This is a genomic window from Lutibacter sp. (assembly GCF_016342705.1).
Lineage (GTDB): Bacteria > Bacteroidota > Bacteroidia > Flavobacteriales > Flavobacteriaceae > Lutibacter.
The window spans coordinates 60,238-79,101 of sequence record NZ_JAEINV010000009.1; the positions used below are offsets into that span (position 1 = coordinate 60,238).

Here is an 18,864-nt window from a genome sequence, read left to right on the forward strand (position 1 = left end):
ATAAATTTTATTTCGTCAACGAAAATAAATTTATTTTATTAGAATTAAGTTAAGTTTTTAATAAAATTAATGAAGTCTTTCTATGTACTTGCTTTGAATTGTTTTTAACAACTCAACAGTAGCTTTTGGTTTTACAATCCTTAGCATTTCAACAATACCTCCTTTGGTGTAAAAAATACCTTTTGCAATATCATAGCGAGAGTCAGTTACGTTATGCTTCACTTCATAAGTTAGCATTTTAAATTCTTCCCAACTCATATATCTTGGTACCTCTAAATAATACACATCACTATCATTTTTAGATTTATAAATACCTTTTTCTAATTTTTCTATTCTAAAAAATCTATTAATTCTAATTAAAGCTTCTTTGTTTTCAAATTTTTCACTTTTTGCAAAATCATAACCTTCTTTAGCATAATATTCTTGAATAGTAGAAATTTCAGGATACCTATTTATTCCTTTTACCCTCACACCATTTAATTTTCTATCGCCAATTGTTATTTCACACTTAGCACCATCTAACTTTAAATGATGTTCTTTATTAATTTTTCTGGTAACTCTTAAAATTTTCTCAAAAGAATTTGGCGTTTTGGTAACAAATATTATTGAGTTTGGTTTTTCAACTTCTGTAAATCTACCATAGTAATTTTTATACGGATCAGGAACATTAAGAACAAATGTTTTCGGCATTTTATTTTCATTAACCGTATCAATGTTTTCCTGTATAATAATTTTTCCAATAAGTTCTTTTGTAGCCATAATTTTAAACAATTAAATTTCTGATTTAAACTTATCTCTTTTTTTTATAATAACCAAACAATCCTGAAAAAGTATTTTTTTGAAATTTATTATGCGTGCATAGTATTTTTTTATATATTTGGTAAATGCAAAAAGAAAAAACTATTGACCATGTTCTAAGAGCAACTTGGCAAACTGTAGCAAAAATGTACAATGAACAGGCTATAAAATACGATAGTTCTATGGCAATGGCATTTGTTTTGCTTAATATAGATAAAGAAAAAGGAACACCATCTACTTCGTTGGGGCCTTCAATGGGTATGGAGCCTACAAGCCTTTCTCGTATTTTAAAAAGTATGGAAGAAAAGGGTGCAATTTATAGAGAAAAAAACCCCGATGACGGTAGAAGCGTTTTAATAAAATTAACCCCTTTTGGACTTGAAAAAAGAAAAACTTCAAAAGAGCATGTAATATTATTTAATGAAACTGTTCGGAAAAATATTTCAGAAGAAAAAATAAAGTGCTTTTTTGAAGTTACTGAAACAATAAACAATTTAATAGCTAACAAAGCTATTTTTTTAGAAACAAAACCAACTATATAAAAATCAAAATAATGAAAAGACCAATAAAAAAAGTAGCTGTCATTGGTTCCGGAATCATGGGATCAGGAATTGCTTGTCATTTTGCAAACATTGGTGTTGAAGTTTTACTATTAGATATAATTCCTCGTGAATTAAATGAAGTAGAAAAAGCTAAAGGATTAACACTTGAAAACAAAGCAGTGAGAAACAGATTGGTGAATGAAAGCTTAACAGCATCATTAAAATCTAAGCCCTCACCTATTTACAATCAAAAATTTGCTGAAAGAATTTCAACAGGAAATTTAGAGGACGATTTACACAAAGTAAAAGATGTAGATTGGATTATTGAAGTTGTTATTGAACGTTTAGATATTAAAAAATCGGTTTTTGAAAAAATTGAAAAACATAGAAAACCAGGTACTTTAATTACTTCTAACACTTCTGGAATTCCAATTGCTTATATGAATGAAGGAAGAAGCGAAGATTTTCAACAGCATTTTGCAGTAACTCACTTTTTTAATCCGCCACGTTATTTAAAATTATTTGAAGTTGTTCCAGGTCCAAACTGCAAACAGGAAATTACCGACTTTTTAATGATGTATGGTGAAAAATTCTTGGGAAAAACATCGGTTTTAGCAAAAGACACACCCGCTTTTATTGGAAATCGAGTTGGAATTTTTGGAATAATGAGTTTATTCCACCAAGTTAAAGAATTAGGTTTAACGGTTGAAGAAGTTGATAAATTAACTGGTCCAGTTATTGGTCGCCCTAAATCTGCAACTTTCAGAACTGTTGATGTTGTTGGATTAGATACATTAGTTCACGTTGCCAATGGTATTTATGAAAATTGCCCAAATGATGAAGCTCACGAGCTTTTTAAATTGCCAACTTTCATTGATAAAATGATGGAAAATAAATGGCTGGGAAGTAAAACCAAACAAGGGTTTTACAAAATGGTTGTTGAAGATGGTAAGAAAAATATACTTTCATTAGATTTAGACACATTAGAATATCGCCCGAATAAAAGAGCCAAATTTGCTACTTTAGAAATGACTAAAACCATTGATAAGGTTATTGATCGTTTTAAAGTTTTAATAAAAGGAAAAGATAAAGCTGGAGAATTTTATAGAAAGAATTTTACTGCTATGTTTGGCTATGTACAAAATAGAATCCCTGAAATATCAGATGAATTATATAGATTAGATGATGCTATGAAAGCTGGTTTTGGTTGGGAACACGGTCCTTTCCAAATTTGGGATGCAATAGGCGTTGAAAAAGGAATAGAATTAATGCAGGCTGAAAATATTCCTATTGCTACTTGGGTAACAGAAATGATTGCTAGTGGAAATAAATCTTTTTATTCTGTAAAAGATGGAGCTAAATATTTTTATGATATTCCATCAAAAAAACAAGAAAAAATTCCCGGTCAAGATAGTTTTATCATTCTTGATAATATACGTGAAGCTAAAACAATCTGGTCTAATGCAGGAGCTTCTATTCAACATTTAGGTAATGGAGTTTTAAATGTAGAATTCCAATCTAAAATGAACACTTTAGGTGGCGAAGTTTTACAGGCTATTAATAAAGGAATTGATTTAGCTGAGACAGAATATGATGCAGTTATCATTGGAAATCAAGCTGCCAACTTCTCTGTTGGAGCCAATTTAGCAATGGCATTTATGATGGCTGTTGAACAAGAATATGACGAGCTTAATTTCTCAGTAAAATATTTTCAAGATACGGTAATGCGATTGCGTTATTCATCTTGCCCAACAATTATTGTTCCTCATGGTTATACATTTGGTGGTGCTTGTGAAATGAGTATGCATGCAGATAAAGTAATTGCTGCTGCTGAAACCTATATTGGTTTAGTTGAATTTGGTGTTGGAATTATTCCTGGTGGAGCTGGTTCAAAAGAAATGGCTTTAAGAGCTTCCGAAGGTTTATTAAAAGATGACGTCAAGTTAAATAAATTGAGAGATTATTTTATCAATGTAGCAATGGCCAAAGTTGCAACTTCTGCACACGAAGCTTACGATTTAGGATTCTTTAAGGAACATAAAGATATTGTAGTTGTTAATAAAGACAGACAAATTGCCACAGCAAAACGTCACGCTATTCAAATGTTAGAAGATGGATATACACAACCAACTCCTAAAAAAGTTTTAGTGTATGGTCAACAAGCTTTAGGAATGTTTTTAGTTGGAACTGATAGTTTACAAAAAGGGCATTATGCATCAGAACACGATAAAAAAATTGCTAATAAATTAGGTTATGTAATGGCGGGTGGAGATTTATCTGAACCTACTTACGTATCAGAACAATACCTATTAGATATTGAACGTGAAGCCTTTATGAGTTTAATGACCGAAAGAAAAACGTTAGAACGTATTGAGCATATGTTAAAAACTGGTAAACCTTTAAGAAACTAAAAAAATGAAAACAGCATATATAGTACAAGGATATAGAACAGCGGTTGGGAAAGCTCCAAAAGGAGTATTTAGGTTTAAAAGACCCGATGAATTAGCTGCGGAAACAATTGAACATTTATTAAAAGATTTTCCTCAATTAGACAAACACAGAATTGACGACGTAATTGTAGGAAATGCAATGCCAGAAGCTGAGCAAGGTTTAAATATGGGACGTTTAATTTCGTTAATGGGATTAAAAATTGATGATGTTCCAGGAATGACTGTAAACAGATATTGCGCATCAGGGTTAGAAACTGTAAGTATCGCCGTTGCTAAAATTCAATCTGGAATGGCAGATTGCATAATTGCAGGTGGTGTTGAAAGTATGAGTTATATTCCAATGGGCGGATATCGTCCAGTTCCTAATTATAAATCTGCTAAAGAAGGGCATGAAGATTATTATTGGGGAATGGGATTAACAGCTGAAGCCGTTGCAAAACAATTTAAAGTTTCACGTGAAGATCAAGATGAGTTTTCTTTTAAATCTCATATGAAAGCTTTAAATGCACAAGCCGAAGGAAAATTTAATGATGATATTGTTCCAATTTCTGTTGAAAATATTTTCTTAGATGAAAACGGAAAAAAACAAACTAAAAATTACACAGTTTCTGAAGATGAAGGCCCACGTAAAGGAACTTCAATAGAAGCTTTAGCTAAACTTCGCCCAGTGTTTGCTTTAGATGGAAGTGTAACTGCAGGTAACTCTTCTCAAATGAGTGACGGAGCTGCATTTTTATTGGTTATGAGTGAAGAAATGGTGAAGGAATTAAATATTGAGCCAATTGCTCGTATGGTTTCTTTTGCTGCTGTTGGTGTTGAGCCACGTATTATGGGAATTGGCCCTGTTAAAGCAATTCCAAAAGCATTAAAGCAAGCCAATATTACCTTAAATGATATTAATTTAATTGAATTAAATGAAGCTTTTGCATCACAATCATTGGCCGTAATGAGAGAGCTAAACATCAATCAAGATATTGTAAATGTGAATGGTGGAGCAATTGCTTTAGGACATCCACTTGGCTGTACAGGAGCAAAACTTTCCGTACAATTATTTAATGAAATGCGTCGTAGAAAAAACAAATACGGCATTGTAACTATGTGTGTTGGAACCGGACAAGGTGCTGCAGGCGTTTTCGAATTATTAAAATAAAATACTAAAATCTAAACCTATCTATATAATGGCAACAATTAAAGGAGGAGAATTCCTAATTAAAGAAATTAAAGCAGAAGACATATTTGTATCGGAAGAATTTAATGAAGAACAAAAAATGATGAAAGAAGCGGTTATTGAATTTATAGACCGTGAAGTTTGGCCTCTTAAAGAACGATTTGAAAACAAAGATTATGCACTTACTGAAGAGGTAATGCGTAAAGCAGGAGAAATGGGCTTTTTAGGTGTTTCAATTCCAGAAGAATATGGTGGAATTGGGATGGGATTTGTTTCAACAATGTTAGTAACTGATTATATTTCATCTGCAACAGGATCTTTGGCAACAGCTTTTGGAGCTCATACTGGAATTGGAACTATGCCAATATTTTTATATGGAACAGAAGAACAAAAACAAAAATATTTGCCATTATTAACATCAGGTCAAAAATTTGGTGCGTATTGTTTAACTGAACCAGGTGCAGGAAGTGATGCCAATTCAGGAAAAACTACTGCTGAATTAACTGCAGATGGTAAACATTATAAAATTAACGGTCAAAAAATGTGGATTTCAAACGCAGGTTTTGCTGAAATCTTTATTGTTTTTGCACGTATAGAAGATGATAAAAACATTACTGCTTTTATCATGGATTTTGATAAAAATAATCCAAACGGTGTAACTTTAGGTGAAGAAGAAAAAAAATTAGGAATTACCTCTTCATCAACACGTCAGGTCTTTTTTAATGATACAATTCTACCTATTGAAAATATGCTTTCTGAAAGAGGAAAAGGATTTAAAATTGCCATGAACTCTTTAAATGTAGGTCGTATAAAGTTAGGCGTTGCTTGTTTAGATGCTAGTAGAAGAATTATTACAGAGTCCGTAAATTACGGAAATGAACGCAAGCAATTTCAAACCGCAATTTCTAATTTTGGCGCAATTCAAAAGAAATATGCAGATATGAGTGCTAAAACTTTCACTTTAGATGCTGGTTGCTACAGAGCTGCAAAGAATATTCAAAATATGATTGATGCGTTATTGGCAGATGGAAAATCACATCAAGATGCAGAATTAGCTGCGTTTCAGGAATATGCCATTGAATGTGCTATTTTAAAAGTATATGGATCAGAAGTTTCACAGTTTGTTTCTGATGAAGGAATTCAAATTTTTGGAGGTATGGGATTCTCAAAAGACACACCTATGGAAAGTGCTTGGAGAGATGCTAGAATTACTAGAATTTACGAAGGAACCAATGAAATAAATAGACTTTTAACTGTGGGTATGTTGCTTAAAAAAGCAATGAAAGGAGAAATAGACTTATTAACTCCTGCAATGGAAGTTGGAAATAGCCTACTCGGAATTCCTTCATTTGACACTCCAGATTATGCTGTTTTGTTTTCTGAAGAAAAAGAAATGATAGCCAAATTAAAGAAAGCGTTTTTAATGATTTCTGGAAAAGCAGTTCAAACATATGGAATGGATTTAGAAAATCATCAACAACTAGTTTTAGCTGCTGCTGAAATTATGATTGAAGTTTATATGGCAGAATCTGCTATTTTAAAAGCTGAAAAAGTTGCTAAATTTACATCGGAAACAGCTGCTGAATGTCAAATAGCTATGGCAAAATTAAACTTATTTAATGCGGTTGAAAAATCTGCAACAATGGGAAGAGAAGCTATCGTTTATTTTTCAGAAGGAGATGAACAACGCATGTTGTTAATGGGATTAAAACGATTTACAAAATACACTAACAATCCAAATGTTATTGCATTAAGAAAAACAATTGCAGCAAAGGTTATTGCTGAAAATAAATATTGTTTTTAAATAATTTCAAATTCAATCAATTTAATTAATAGTAAAAGCTGTAACAAAAAAAGTTACAGCTTTTCTTTTTTACTTCATTTTTTTTGTAACTTTATACTATCATCCAATCAAACTTATGGCCCCTTTCTTTCATTAATTTAAAATTCTTCAATTATGAAAAAAAACATTGGAATATGGATAGACTCTAAACAAGCCTTCATTATTAAATTATCAAACGACAAGCACACTATTAAAACTATTGAATCTAATATTGAATTTAGAGAAAGAGTTGAGGGTGAATCTAAAAAATTTGGCCGATTTGGTGGACAATATATTACCTATGAAAAGAACAAAGAAAACAAACAGTTGCTTCAGACCAATGAATATATCAAAAAATTATTGAAAGAAATAAGTAATTGTGATTCTTTTGTAATATTTGGGCCTTCAAAAATGAAAAAAATATTAAAAAAAGAAATCAAAAATAATATGTTGTTAGCACCAAAACTTTTAGGTGTTTTTAAATCCGAACAATTAACTGAAAACCAAATGATTGCTTGGGTAAAAGATTATTATAAAATTTAAAATAATAATCCTCCCCATAAAATTATAAACGCTAAAACACCTAAAATTACCAACAATGGCCAAATAAATTTTAGCCAAATATTGTAATTTACATTTACCATTGCTAAAGATGGTAATATTAAACCTGTTGGGGTTATAAAACTCATTAATCCCATCCCGAATAAATACGTGTTTACAATTTCTTCTGGAGGAACTCCAACAACTGGCGCTAAAGAACTCATAATAGGCATTGTAACAACTGCTAAACCTGAGGATGATGAAATAAATAAGGTTAAAACAAAAAATACCAACATTAAAATTGGTAAAAATATTGTTGGTGGCATTCCATCTACTAAATTGGTTGCATAAAATAATATTGTATCTGAAATTTGACCTTCATTTAGCACAAAAGTTACACCTCTGGCAATACCTATAATAAATGATACACCTAATAAATCTTTTGCTCCGTTTATAAATTCTTTAATAAAATTTTGCTCTCCTATTCGTTGTAATATTGCAATTAAAATAGCTGCAACTAAAAATAAAGCTGTCATTTCCTGAAACCACCATCCTAATACGGAAACTCCATAAATCATTACTACAAAAGTTAATGCAAACAAACTCAGTAAACCTTTGGTTACAAAACTTAATTTTGATTTTGGAGATACCTCTAAATTTGAGGCAAAAGGATTTTCAAGTTTTGTGTTATATAATAATGATTTTGTAGGGTCTTTTTTAATTTTATTTGCATAGCGCATAATATACCAAATACAAACTGTTAAGCCCAAAGCTAACATTGCTAACCTACTATAAATACCAACTGTCCAATTTACACCAGCAGCATCTGACGCAATAATTGTTGAAAACGGGTTCACAGTTGAAGCCATTGTTCCAATTGCTGAACCTATATAAATAACCGCAACAGGGACTATGAGATCGTAACCCGCAGCTAAAAAAACTGGAACCAATATTGGATAAAAAGCCAATGTTTCTTCTGCCAAACCAAAGGTGGTTCCACCAACAGCAATTAATGTTGTTACTATTATAATTAAAATACTTTCTCTTCCTTTTAATCTATGAGCTAAAAAACCAACACCATCATTAAAAGCTCCAGTACTATTAAATACTCCAATAAAACCACCAATAATTAAAACAAATAAAATAATATCAATTGCTTCATAAATTCCTTTAATTGGAGCAAACAAAATTTCAAAAAAACCTTGAGGTTTAGCTTCCACATTTTTATAAGTTCCGGGAATTGAAATTGGTTTTTTAATTTTTCCTTCCTTAAATTTATCTAAAGAAATAACAATCTTATTTTCATCTAATAATTTTTGTGTAGCCGTAAATCGTTCCTGATTTTCAAATGAGCTAATTATAAATTCATTTGATGATTTTTCATACAATAATGTACTGTATTTTCCTGCCGGAAGTAACCACGTAGCAACAGCGCTTAATATAATTGCTATTATTAAAACAGAATATGGTGAAGGGAATTTTATAGCTATTTTCATATTAAAAAAAATGTGGCACAAAAATAGCAGTAATTAAATTAATAGTATATTTAACAACACTTTTTTTTAAATAATAATTATGAATACAAAAATAATTTCAGGATTCCTTTTACTTTTTTTTAGCACAATAGGTTTTTCACAAAATTTAACATTTGATGAAATAAAAACGGCAAACGGCGTTTTAAAAATACAACCAATATTGCACGGAAGCCTTGTTTTAACATATAACAATAAAACAATTTATGTTGATCCGTATGGAGGTTTTAATGCCTACAAAAATTTAAAATCGCCTGATATTGTTTTAATTACAGATATTCATGGAGACCATTTAGATGAAAAAACATTGGATTCTATAAATACTTCAAAAGCCATTTTTATTGCTCCTAAGGCAGTAGCCAATCAAATTTCAGCAAAATATAAATCTAACATCACAGTTTTAGAAAACGGACAAGGAGTTCACCGTTTAGATTTTTTTATAAAAGCGATGCCAATGTATAATTTACCTGAAAACCCGCCAAGTAAAAAGCATCCGAAAGGAAGAGGAAATGGTTATATTTTAACTATTGATAATTTACAAATTTACATTTCTGGAGATACAGAAGATATTCCTGAAATGAGAACTCTTCAAAATATTGATATTGCTTTTATTTGTATGAATTTGCCATATACAATGACCATTGAACAAGCTGCAAGTGCTGTTTTAGAGTTTCAACCTAAAATTGTATATCCATATCATTATAGAGGAACAGAAGGTTTAAGTGATGTTGAAGCATTTAAAAATTTAGTAAATTCTAAAAACAACACTATTGATGTTCGATTAAGAGATTGGTATCCTAAAAATTAGGATTTCAACAGTTCTTTGCCAATTGCACATTGCAAGCATAATTGTTTACTACAATATTCATTTTTAAGTTGCAGTAATGCTTGAGTTTCAAAGGCATTATTACTTTCAATTTTTAAATCTTCAAATTTTGAAATTATGGTATTGTTTTCAGGTTTTAGTTGTTCAATTATTGAAATTACCGAAGAATAATCTGTTGCTCCCATACTTTTTAAATACATAAATTTTAAAGGTATTACGGTATTAATTAGTAATAAATCAATAAATGATTTTGTGAGTTTTTTTGAACTTTTTTTAGATTCTTTCTGAAACGTATAATGCGTTTTCCAAAAATCGGAAGTTGAAACATTAAATACTTTGTAAAAATCCTCTAATTGTTCAATTTCAATAATTTCTGAAAAAATATTTTGACTTTTATGATATAAAGAAGCAAGCTGCGACAATCTAATAGTAGGAAAATTATTTGGACGTAACCTAAAAAAATGAATTTCATTTTTTGAAATTGAAACTAATTTAAATTTCACTTTTAAATAATTATAGGAATTCTTCAACTGCTTAAAATATTCATTTTCAACAACTTCAAACAACATTCCGGCTTGTCCTAACAATAAAGCTTCTACTTGTTGTTGGTTGTGTGCAACTTTCCTTAAAGTTGAAAAATCAAAAGATAAAGCCGTATTTAAAAATGCTTCAGCATTAATTTTTAATCCAAAGTTTTTGGCTAATAACACAAATAAAGTAGCTTCCCAATTATTATTTGTTTTATTTAAAACTTCTTGAAAATAAGTAGCTTTTTGCTCCAAACGTTCAAAATACAAACGTTCAATCCAATTTTTAAGTGTAAAAGAATCAATTGTACTAATGGAGTTTTCACAATTAATCCAATGTTTCCTTTTATCAAAAAGTTCTTGATAATTCACTAACAATTCAGCCGAAACATAATTCTTTAATTCCAGTGTAGAAATTGGTTTGTTATCTTTTCTAAAAACATCAATATCATGAGTCCAAACAACGTGTAAAATTACCGAATCATAATTTTCATCTATTTCGTGTTGATGATGATACCAGTCCGATGAATTTAAATGAATTTCAACATTTCCAGCCCAAAGTTGACCGTTAATTTCAATTTTAGCATTTAAAAAATCAGGTCCAGCATTGAAATTTTCAATTCCTACAGAATTAATTTGAATAGGTTCACCAGAACACGATTGTAAATTATTAAATGAAAACAATTTAAGTTTCCATATAAAATGAAGTAAATTTTCTTTCATAGCATTTTAAAACGTATAAATATAAAAATTAACTCTCAAATTTAAAAATTGAATTCAAATGTTACCTAATTTTCAATAAATTTGGAGTAATTTTGTAGTATTAAATTATAGATAATGAATGTAATTAATAGTTTAGAATGGAGATATGCAACAAAAAAGTTCAATCCTGCAAAAAAACTATCAAATCAACAAATTGATACTTTAAAAAACGCTTTTAATTTAACACCAACATCTTTTGGGTTACAACCAATAAAATTAATTGTAATCGAGAATAAAGAATTACAAGAAAAGTTTATTGAGTTGGCATACTTTCAGCGTCAAGTAGCAGATGCATCTCACCTATTGGTTATTTGTATTGAAAATGACACCACAACAAATGATATAAATGCTTATTTTGATTTAGAAAAAAAAATAAGAAATGTTGAAGAAGCTACAATTGCCAATTTTAGAAAGCAATTAATTGAAATGTATGATAACAAGACAGCTGAAGAGAAAAAATTATCAGCTATTTACCAAACTTATATTGCATTAGGAAATTTAATGACCGTTTGTGCTGTTGAAAAAATAGATGCTTGTCCGCTTGAAGGTTTTATTCCAGAAAAAGTTGATCAACTTTTAAATTTAAAAGCCTTAAATTTATCATCCGTTTTATTATTGCCGGTTGGAATTAGAGCCGACGATGATATAATGAGTACACTAAAAAAAGTAAGAAAACCACTGAATGAAATGATTATTGGCATTTCATAAAAAATACAAACCAAAAAATATCAAAACTAATTATGAGTAAAGCAATAAGAACCCTTGAACCGAAAGAACTTTGGAATAATTTTGCCAATTTAAATGAAGTGCCAAGAGGCTCTAAAAAAGAAGAAAAAGTTATTCAATTTATAGCTGACTTCGGAAAAAAATTAAACCTTGAAACTGTTATTGATCCTGTTGGAAATGTAATTATAAAAAAACCAGCATCAAAAGGAATGGAAGGCAGAAAAACAGTTGTACTGCAATCGCATTTAGATATGGTACATCAAAAAAATTCCAGTACAAATTTTGATTTTGATACAGAAGGAATTAAAATGATAATTGATGGTGAATGGGTAAAAGCAGATGGAACAACTTTAGGAGCGGATAATGGTTTAGGCGTTGCTGCAATAATGAGTGTTCTAGAATCTAAGTCTATTCAACATCCAGCTATTGAAGCATTATTTACTATTGATGAGGAAACTGGAATGACTGGTGCAATGGGATTACAAGGTGGTTATTTAAACGGTGAAATATTATTAAATTTAGATACTGAGGAAGATGACGAAATTGATATTGGTTGTGCTGGAGGTATAGATATTACTGCTCAAAACCCTTATAATGCAGTAAATTCACCAAGTAACAGTGTTGGTTTTAATATTTCTGTTACAGGTTTAAATGGTGGACATTCTGGAATGGATATTCATAAAGGATTAGGGAATGCTAATAAAATTATGAACCGACTTTTATTTGGATCTCAAGAATTTGTTAGAGTTTCTGAAATAAATGGAGGAAGCTTACGAAATGCTATTCCTAGAGAAAGTTTTGCACTTGTATCAGTAAAAGAATTATATAAAGATCAATTTTTAAAAACAATTAATAAAATTGCTAAAGAAATTAAAACTGAGTTTAAAACAGTTGATCCAAACCTAGAAATAACATTTACTTTAACTGCAGTTCCTAAAAAAGTAATGACTTCCATTAGTCAAAATACGCTAATAAAAACTTTATATGCCTTACACAATGGTGTATATAGAATGAGTAATGATATGGACGGCTTAGTTGAAACTTCTAATAATATTGCTCGTGTAATTGTAAAAGATGAATTAATTAAAATTTTATGCTTAACCCGTTCTTCTGTTGAAAGCTCAAAATTTGATTTAGCTAATACTTTAAAAGCTACTTTTGAATTAAGCGGATTTAAAGTAACTTTATCTGGCTCATATCCAGGTTGGAAACCAAATGTAAACTCGCCTATTTTAAAAGTTTTAAGTGAAACCTATGAAAAACTTTTTGAAAGCAAAGCAAATGTTGTTGCTTGTCACGCAGGTTTAGAATGTGGAATTTTAGGAACAAATTACCCAGAAATGGATATGATTTCATTCGGTCCAACAATTCAAGGAGCACATTCTCCAGATGAAAGAGCTCATATAAAATCTGCTCAAAAATTTTGGAAATTTTTACTTAACATACTGGAAAACATACCGTTTAAAAAATAACGATACAAAAAGAGGTTGAAATTATTTAACCTCTTTTTTTTTATTTCTTTGTTAACATTATTCCCTTTTATAAACCATAAATAATTGTATTTTTACACCTTAAAAATAACTTGATAATCTCCAATGGGAAAAATTATTGCAATTGCCAATCAAAAAGGTGGTGTTGGCAAAACTACAACAACAGTTAATTTAGCTGCTGCACTAGGTGTTTTAGAAAAAAAAGTGCTGTTAATTGATGCCGATCCACAAGCAAATGCGTCGTCTGGTCTTGGTATTAATGTAGATGAAGTTGAAATTGGTACATACCAAATTCTAGAACATGCCACTACTGCAAGAGAAGCCATAATTGCCACAAATTCTCCAAATGTAGACCTTATTCCTGCACATATTGATTTAGTAGCGATTGAAATTGAATTAGTTGATAAAAAAAATCGTGAATATATGTTAAAGGAAATATTGAAAGATATTAAAGACGATTACGATTATATTTTAATTGACTGTGCTCCATCTTTAGGTTTAATAACCTTAAATTCTTTGGTTGCAGCAGATTCAGTGATTATTCCAATTCAATGCGAATATTACGCCCTTGAAGGTTTAGGAAAATTATTGAATACCATAAAAAGTGTTCAAAAAATTCACAATTCAAATTTAGATATTGAAGGATTGCTATTAACCATGTATGATTCTCGTTTACGCCTTTCTAACCAAGTTGTAGAAGAAGTTAATAAACACTTTCAAGATATGGTGTTTAAAACAGTCATTCAAAGAAATGTAAGGCTAAGTGAAGCTCCAAGTTTTGGAGAAAGTATAATCTCTTATGATGCTACAAGTAAAGGCGCAGTAAATTATATAAACTTAGCAAACGAAATATTAAAAAAGAATAAAAAAAATGGCAAAGGCAATTAAAAAACAAGCACTTGGAAGAGGATTATCTGCCTTATTAAAAGAAACAAATTCAGATATAAATTCTGCAGAAGATAAATTTGCAGACAAACTTGTTGGAAATATTTTAGAAATTGAATTAGATTCAATTGAAGTAAATCCATACCAACCAAGAAGCTATTTTAATGAAGAAGCTTTAAGAGAATTAGCCAGCTCTATAAAAGAACTTGGCGTTATTCAACCAATTACAGTTCGTAAATTTGAAGGTAATAAATTTCAATTAGTTTCAGGAGAGCGAAGATTTAGAGCTTCAAAATTAATAGGAAATACAACAATACCAGCTTACATTAGACTTGCTAATGATCAAGAAATGTTGGAAATGGCTTTGGTTGAAAACATTCAGCGTAAAGACCTAGATCCTATAGAAGTTGCACTTTCATACCAACGTTTAATAGATGAAATAGATTTAACTCAAGAAGAAATGAGTGCCCGAGTTGGAAAAAAGCGTTCCACAATTAGTAACTATTTGCGTTTACTAAAATTAGATCCAATTATTCAAACTGGAATGCGTGATGGATTTTTATCTATGGGTCATGGTAGAGCTCTTATAAATGTAGAAGACCCTCAAGAACAATTAAGTATTTACGAAAAAATTATTGAAGAAAAATTATCTGTTCGTCAAACTGAACAATTAGTTAAAGATGGAAAAGAAACTCCTTTAAAAGTAGTTGCAAAACCAACAAAACAAAAAGAAAATCCAGCGTTTGTTTCAAATGGTTTAAAAACCTTTAGCGAATACTTTGGGCACAAAATTGACGTTAAACTTTCTGGAGCTGATAAAGGAAAAATTTTAATTCCATTTCATTCAGAAGAAGATTTTAACCGAATTAAAAAATTATTAGAATAGTGCTAAATAAACAGTTATACATATTTATAATTTTTGTAACTATTTTCTTTAATAAAAGTTATTCGCAAGAAGAAAATACAAATTTAAAAATAAAGGATACCATTTTTGAGGCCTATACCTTCAATCCTTTATCTCCTGCAAAAGCTGCTTTTTATTCCGCAATTTTACCAGGATTAGGTCAGGCTTATAATAAAAAGTATTGGAAAATTCCTTTTGTATATGGAGCACTTGGTAGTGGAGTTTATTTTTATGATTTAAACAATAAAAATTTTAACCGAGCTAGAACCGCGTATAAGTTGCGATTGAATGATAAACCCGATGAATTTGATGGCTTAGATGGGAAAATTTATCTTTCAGATGATGCACTTACAAGAGCGCAAAAAAGTTATAAAAAAGATAGAGATTTATCATTACTTGTAACCATTGGTTTATACTTTTTACAAATTATTGAAGCAAGTACAAACGCACATCTATTACAACATAATGTAGATGATAATTTATCTTTTTCACCACAAATAATTCAAAATTCAGTCACAAACAAATCCGTTGTTGGTGCCTCAATTAATTTTAATTTTTAATAATGAAAATAGCACTTTTAGGTTACGGTAGAATGGGGAAAACAATAGAGCAAATTGCCTTGCAACGTGGTCATACAATTGTTTTAAAAGTTGATGAAAACACTGAAAGTTACGATATTACAAAGGCCGATATAGCGATTGATTTTAGTATTCCATCAGTTGCATTTGCTAATATTTCAAACTGTTTAAACAACAACGTTCCTGTTGTTAGCGGAACAACTGGTTGGTTAGATAAGTTTAACAATGCCAAAGAACTTTGCCTGCAAAAAAACGGAGGTTTTATATATGCTTCAAATTATAGTTTAGGTGTTAATATCTTTTTTGAACTAAATGAAAATTTAGCCAAAATGATGCGCAACTTAAAGCAATATGAAATTTCAATGGAAGAAATACATCATACAAAAAAATTAGATGCTCCAAGCGGGACTGCAATTACACTTGCAGAAGGAATTATTAAAAATTCTGATAAAGAAAGTTGGGCATTAAATGTAACAAATAAAGATACTGAACTACCTATAGTAGCAAAACGCATTGATGATGTTCCAGGAACGCATTCTGTAGCATATAAATCAACTGTAGATACTATTGATATTAAACATACCGCCCACAGCAGAGATGGTTTTGCTTTAGGAGCTGTTATTGCTGCCGAGTGGTTAGTTGATAAAAAAGGTGTTTTTACAATGAAAGACGTTTTAGGTATTTAATTAAAACTTAGTAATTATGACAATGATTGAATGGTTCATATTTTTCTTAATAATTCAGGTAATCCACTTTTTAGGAACTTGGAAATTATATGTAAAAGCAGGTAGAAAACCTTGGGAAGCAATAATTCCTATTTATAATGGAATTGTATTAATGAAAATTATAAAACGCCCAAGTTGGTGGATAATTTTATTATTTATTCCAATCATAAACTTACTAATGTTTCCTGTAATTTGGGTTGAGACTATTAGAAGTTTCGGAAAATATAAAACATTACACTCATTTTTAGTGGTACTTTCTTTAGGTTTTTATATTTATTACTTAAATTATATTGAAAAAGTAATTTATGTTGAAGACCGAAGTTTAAAATCCAGAACAGAATTAGGTGAATGGGTAAGTTCAATAGTTTTTGCTATAATTGCTGCAACAATTGTGCATACGTACTTTATGCAGCCTTATACAATTCCTACTTCTTCATTAGAAAAATCGTTACTAATTGGTGATTTTCTATTTGTTAGTAAATTTCATTATGGAGCAAGAACTCCAATGACAACAATTGCTGCGCCAATGGTTCACGATTCATTGCCATTAACTAAAATGAAATCATACTTAAGCAAACCTCAACTGCCATACTTTAGATTTCCTGGATTTGAAAAAATTAAAAGAAATGAAATAGTAGTTTTTAGTTGGCCAGTAGATACCGTTCGTTTTTTTAGAGATCGTTCTAATATTCATATTGATAAGCCTATTGATAAAAAATCTAATTACGTAAAACGTTGTGTGGGTATTCCTGGAGATTCTCTTGAAATTAAAGATGGTTACATTTTTATAAATGGCGAAAAAACTGTGTTGCCAGACAGAGCAAAAACACAATATATGCATAAAGTTGTTACTAACGGGCAACAATTAAATGGTACTACTTTAAGCAGATATAATGTTACTGAAGGACATTTTCAAGGAGATTTTTATATGCTGAATTTAACAGATGAAAATGCTGCCAAACTTAGTAAAAATCCAATAGTTACAAGTGTAACAAAGTTGATTGAACCTAAAGGTAATTATAGTAAATCCATATTTCCACATAATGAGCAATATCCTTGGTCTATAGACAATTACGGCCCAATTTATATTCCAGAAGCTGGTAAAACAGTTGAACTTAATTCAAAATCATTACCATTTTATAAACGAATTATTGAAGTATATGAAAACAATGATTTAACAATTAATGGTGATGAAATTTTTATCAATGGAAAATTAGCAACGTCATATACTTTTAAACAAGATTATTATTGGATGATGGGAGACAACCGTCATAATTCTGAAGATGCACGTTATTGGGGTTATGTGCCGTTTGACCACGTTGTTGGAAAACCAGTTTTTATTTGGTTTAGCTGGGATAGTAACGCAGAAGGAATTGCAAATAAAATTCGTTGGAAACGCGTTTTCACAACTGTTCATGGTAGTGGAGAGCCAGTTTCTTATTTAAATTATTTTTTAGGAGCTTTATTACTATGGTTTGGTTATAGTTCTTTTAGAAAACGCAAAAACAAAGAAGGATAATTCATCCATTTAAAATTTAATAATTAGGAATCTTATAGTAATAAGATTCCTAATTATTTATATAAACAATCACAATGACTTTATTTCAACCAACATTTTTTTCACCAATAGCACAATATGTTGGCATTGCTAAATCATCAAAAATTTTGTTTGAAGTTGAAGATAACTTTCAAAAACAAACCTATAGAAATAGATGCTACATACAAACAGCAAATGGCAAATATTTACTAAATGTTCCTGTTCAACACGCAAAAGGTTTAAAAATAAAAACAAAAGATGTAAAGATTGATTATAAAGATTCTTGGAATATACATTTTATAAAAACCTTAAAAACCGCTTATAATTCTTCACCCTTTTTTGAATTTTATATAGACGATTTACTACCAATAATACTTAAAAAAAACAGTTATTTATTAGACTTAAATTTAAGCTGTCACCATTTTGTAATGGAAGCGCTTCAACTTGAAATACCAAGTTCTAACACATTAGAATACGAAAAAAATTTAGAAGCTAATTTTGATTTTAGAGTTTTAGCAAACGTTTCTAACAATGAAATTTTTAACTTTGATAAATACACTCAAGTTTTTGATCAAAACAATGGTTTTATTCCTAATTTAAGCATTTTAGATTTAATTTTTATGGAAGGACCAAGTGCTGAAAGTTATTTAATAAAACAAAACATTCAATTTTAATTGGAACTTCTTAGATTTATAATGCATTATGGAATGCACTTTTTGGTTCCAGGAATTATTGCTTACGTTTTCTTTAAAAAAAATTGGAAAAAAGTTTGGTTCATTTTCATACTCACAATGCTGGTTGATTTGGACCATTTAGTTGCCTCACCAATATTTGATGCCAGCAGATGTAGTATTAATTACCATCCGCTTCACTCCTATTATGCCATATTTTTTTATTTTTTATTACTACTTCCTTCAAAAACCAGAATAATAGCTATAAGCTTACTTTTTCATATGTTTACTGATTTTATGGATTGCTTTTGGTTGTAATTTACGATTTGGTGATTTATTTTTTTACCATTTGGGAACTACTAAAAACAGAAATTCTATAAC

18 protein-coding genes are annotated in these 18,864 nt (G+C 29.9%); 15 read left to right on the forward strand and 3 right to left on the reverse strand.

Features of this window, described 5'->3' with window-relative positions; all coding sequences use genetic code 11:
• Positions 1–66 precede the first annotated feature (66 nt).
• Positions 67–759 (reverse strand): hypothetical protein, encoded by a 693-nt coding sequence (locus JEY78_RS09955; protein WP_291850365.1) that lies wholly within the window; start codon positions 757–759, stop codon positions 67–69.
• A 125-nt stretch (positions 760–884) separates the two neighbouring features.
• On the opposite strand from JEY78_RS09955, the gene JEY78_RS09960 reads away from it, so the two are divergent.
• The 5 genes from JEY78_RS09960 to JEY78_RS09980 all read left to right on the forward strand — a co-directional run bounded on the left by JEY78_RS09960 (position 885) and on the right by JEY78_RS09980 (position 7,323).
• Positions 885–1,340: a MarR family transcriptional regulator gene (locus JEY78_RS09960; protein WP_291850368.1), complete on the forward strand. Its 456-nt coding sequence runs from the start codon at positions 885–887 to the stop codon at positions 1,338–1,340.
• 11 nt (positions 1,341–1,351) lie between these two features.
• Positions 1,352–3,751, forward strand: a complete 2,400-nt coding sequence (locus JEY78_RS09965) for a 3-hydroxyacyl-CoA dehydrogenase/enoyl-CoA hydratase family protein (protein WP_291850371.1) — start codon at positions 1,352–1,354, stop codon at positions 3,749–3,751.
• 4 nt (positions 3,752–3,755) lie between these two features.
• Positions 3,756–4,940: an acetyl-CoA C-acyltransferase gene (locus tag JEY78_RS09970; protein WP_291850374.1), complete on the forward strand. Its 1,185-nt coding sequence runs from the start codon at positions 3,756–3,758 to the stop codon at positions 4,938–4,940.
• 28 nt (positions 4,941–4,968) lie between these two features.
• A complete protein-coding gene (locus JEY78_RS09975; RefSeq protein WP_291850376.1) occupies positions 4,969–6,762 on the forward strand; it encodes an acyl-CoA dehydrogenase family protein in 1,794 nt (597 codons plus the stop codon).
• A 153-nt stretch (positions 6,763–6,915) separates the two neighbouring features.
• Positions 6,916–7,323 (forward strand): hypothetical protein, encoded by a 408-nt coding sequence (locus tag JEY78_RS09980; protein ID WP_291850379.1) that lies wholly within the window; start codon positions 6,916–6,918, stop codon positions 7,321–7,323.
• Here JEY78_RS09980 and JEY78_RS09985 read toward each other — a convergent pair.
• Positions 7,320–8,816, reverse strand: a complete 1,497-nt coding sequence (locus tag JEY78_RS09985) for a YfcC family protein (protein ID WP_291850382.1) — start codon at positions 8,814–8,816, stop codon at positions 7,320–7,322. The two genes, JEY78_RS09980 and JEY78_RS09985, sit on opposite strands and share 4 nt — an antisense overlap.
• A 79-nt stretch (positions 8,817–8,895) precedes the next feature.
• On the opposite strand from JEY78_RS09985, the gene JEY78_RS09990 reads away from it, so the two are divergent.
• Complete coding sequence (locus JEY78_RS09990; RefSeq protein WP_291850385.1) at positions 8,896–9,660, forward strand: MBL fold metallo-hydrolase; 765 nt, start codon at positions 8,896–8,898, stop codon at positions 9,658–9,660.
• Here JEY78_RS09990 and JEY78_RS09995 read toward each other — a convergent pair.
• Complete coding sequence (locus JEY78_RS09995) at positions 9,657–10,928, reverse strand: DUF2851 family protein (protein WP_291850388.1); 1,272 nt, start codon at positions 10,926–10,928, stop codon at positions 9,657–9,659. The two genes, JEY78_RS09990 and JEY78_RS09995, sit on opposite strands and share 4 nt — an antisense overlap.
• A gap of 114 nt (positions 10,929–11,042) precedes the next feature.
• On the opposite strand from JEY78_RS09995, the gene JEY78_RS10000 reads away from it, so the two are divergent.
• The 9 genes from JEY78_RS10000 to JEY78_RS10040 all read left to right on the forward strand — a co-directional run bounded on the left by JEY78_RS10000 (position 11,043) and on the right by JEY78_RS10040 (position 18,801).
• Complete coding sequence (locus tag JEY78_RS10000; protein ID WP_291850391.1) at positions 11,043–11,675, forward strand: NAD(P)H-dependent oxidoreductase; 633 nt, start codon at positions 11,043–11,045, stop codon at positions 11,673–11,675.
• Between the two features lie 32 nt (positions 11,676–11,707).
• A complete protein-coding gene (locus tag JEY78_RS10005) occupies positions 11,708–13,165 on the forward strand; it encodes an aminoacyl-histidine dipeptidase (protein WP_291850394.1) in 1,458 nt (485 codons plus the stop codon).
• Positions 13,166–13,288: 123 nt separating this feature from the next.
• Positions 13,289–14,071 (forward strand): AAA family ATPase, encoded by a 783-nt coding sequence (locus JEY78_RS10010; protein ID WP_291850397.1) that lies wholly within the window; start codon positions 13,289–13,291, stop codon positions 14,069–14,071.
• On the forward strand, positions 14,055–14,954 hold the full coding sequence (locus JEY78_RS10015; RefSeq protein ID WP_291850402.1) for a ParB/RepB/Spo0J family partition protein: 900 nt from the start codon (positions 14,055–14,057) through the stop codon (positions 14,952–14,954). Before JEY78_RS10010 ends, JEY78_RS10015 begins: the two co-directional genes overlap by 17 nt.
• Positions 14,954–15,532: a DUF5683 domain-containing protein gene (locus JEY78_RS10020; RefSeq protein ID WP_291850405.1), complete on the forward strand. Its 579-nt coding sequence runs from the start codon at positions 14,954–14,956 to the stop codon at positions 15,530–15,532. The genes JEY78_RS10015 and JEY78_RS10020 overlap by 1 nt, the downstream gene beginning before the upstream one ends.
• A gap of 2 nt (positions 15,533–15,534) precedes the next feature.
• Positions 15,535–16,236, forward strand: coding sequence for a 4-hydroxy-tetrahydrodipicolinate reductase (gene dapB, locus JEY78_RS10025; RefSeq protein ID WP_291850408.1), 702 nt, complete (start codon positions 15,535–15,537; stop codon positions 16,234–16,236).
• Between the two features lie 16 nt (positions 16,237–16,252).
• Positions 16,253–17,794 (forward strand): signal peptidase I, encoded by a 1,542-nt coding sequence (gene lepB, locus JEY78_RS10030; protein ID WP_291850411.1) that lies wholly within the window; start codon positions 16,253–16,255, stop codon positions 17,792–17,794.
• 74 nt (positions 17,795–17,868) lie between these two features.
• The gene (locus tag JEY78_RS10035) at positions 17,869–18,486 is read left to right on the forward strand and encodes a WbqC family protein (RefSeq protein WP_291850414.1); all 618 of its coding nucleotides are present in this window, start codon (positions 17,869–17,871) and stop codon (positions 18,484–18,486) included.
• A complete protein-coding gene (locus tag JEY78_RS10040; protein WP_291850417.1) occupies positions 18,487–18,801 on the forward strand; it encodes a DUF6122 family protein in 315 nt (104 codons plus the stop codon).
• Positions 18,802–18,864: the final 63 nt, after the last annotated feature.

What these genes read in the sequence shown, in the direction of transcription:
- JEY78_RS10035 (WP_291850414.1), top strand. Translation starts at nt 17,869, where the DNA reads ATGACTTTATTTCAACCAACATTTTTTTCACCAATAGCACAATATGTT.
- dapB (WP_291850408.1), top strand. Translation starts at nt 15,535, where the DNA reads ATGAAAATAGCACTTTTAGGTTACGGTAGAATGGGGAAAACAATAGAG.
- JEY78_RS10005 (WP_291850394.1), top strand. Translation starts at nt 11,708, where the DNA reads ATGAGTAAAGCAATAAGAACCCTTGAACCGAAAGAACTTTGGAATAAT.
- JEY78_RS10015 (WP_291850402.1), top strand. Translation starts at nt 14,055, where the DNA reads ATGGCAAAGGCAATTAAAAAACAAGCACTTGGAAGAGGATTATCTGCC.
- lepB (WP_291850411.1), top strand. Translation starts at nt 16,253, where the DNA reads ATGACAATGATTGAATGGTTCATATTTTTCTTAATAATTCAGGTAATC.
- JEY78_RS09970 (WP_291850374.1), top strand. Translation starts at nt 3,756, where the DNA reads ATGAAAACAGCATATATAGTACAAGGATATAGAACAGCGGTTGGGAAA.
- JEY78_RS10010 (WP_291850397.1), top strand. Translation starts at nt 13,289, where the DNA reads ATGGGAAAAATTATTGCAATTGCCAATCAAAAAGGTGGTGTTGGCAAA.
- JEY78_RS09980 (WP_291850379.1), top strand. Translation starts at nt 6,916, where the DNA reads ATGAAAAAAAACATTGGAATATGGATAGACTCTAAACAAGCCTTCATT.
- JEY78_RS10000 (WP_291850391.1), top strand. Translation starts at nt 11,043, where the DNA reads ATGAATGTAATTAATAGTTTAGAATGGAGATATGCAACAAAAAAGTTC.
- JEY78_RS09995 (WP_291850388.1), bottom strand. Translation starts at nt 10,928, where the DNA reads ATGAAAGAAAATTTACTTCATTTTATATGGAAACTTAAATTGTTTTCA.
- JEY78_RS09965 (WP_291850371.1), top strand. Translation starts at nt 1,352, where the DNA reads ATGAAAAGACCAATAAAAAAAGTAGCTGTCATTGGTTCCGGAATCATG.
- JEY78_RS09955 (WP_291850365.1), bottom strand. Translation starts at nt 759, where the DNA reads ATGGCTACAAAAGAACTTATTGGAAAAATTATTATACAGGAAAACATT.
- JEY78_RS09985 (WP_291850382.1), bottom strand. Translation starts at nt 8,816, where the DNA reads ATGAAAATAGCTATAAAATTCCCTTCACCATATTCTGTTTTAATAATA.
- JEY78_RS09975 (WP_291850376.1), top strand. Translation starts at nt 4,969, where the DNA reads ATGGCAACAATTAAAGGAGGAGAATTCCTAATTAAAGAAATTAAAGCA.
- JEY78_RS09990 (WP_291850385.1), top strand. Translation starts at nt 8,896, where the DNA reads ATGAATACAAAAATAATTTCAGGATTCCTTTTACTTTTTTTTAGCACA.
- JEY78_RS09960 (WP_291850368.1), top strand. Translation starts at nt 885, where the DNA reads ATGCAAAAAGAAAAAACTATTGACCATGTTCTAAGAGCAACTTGGCAA.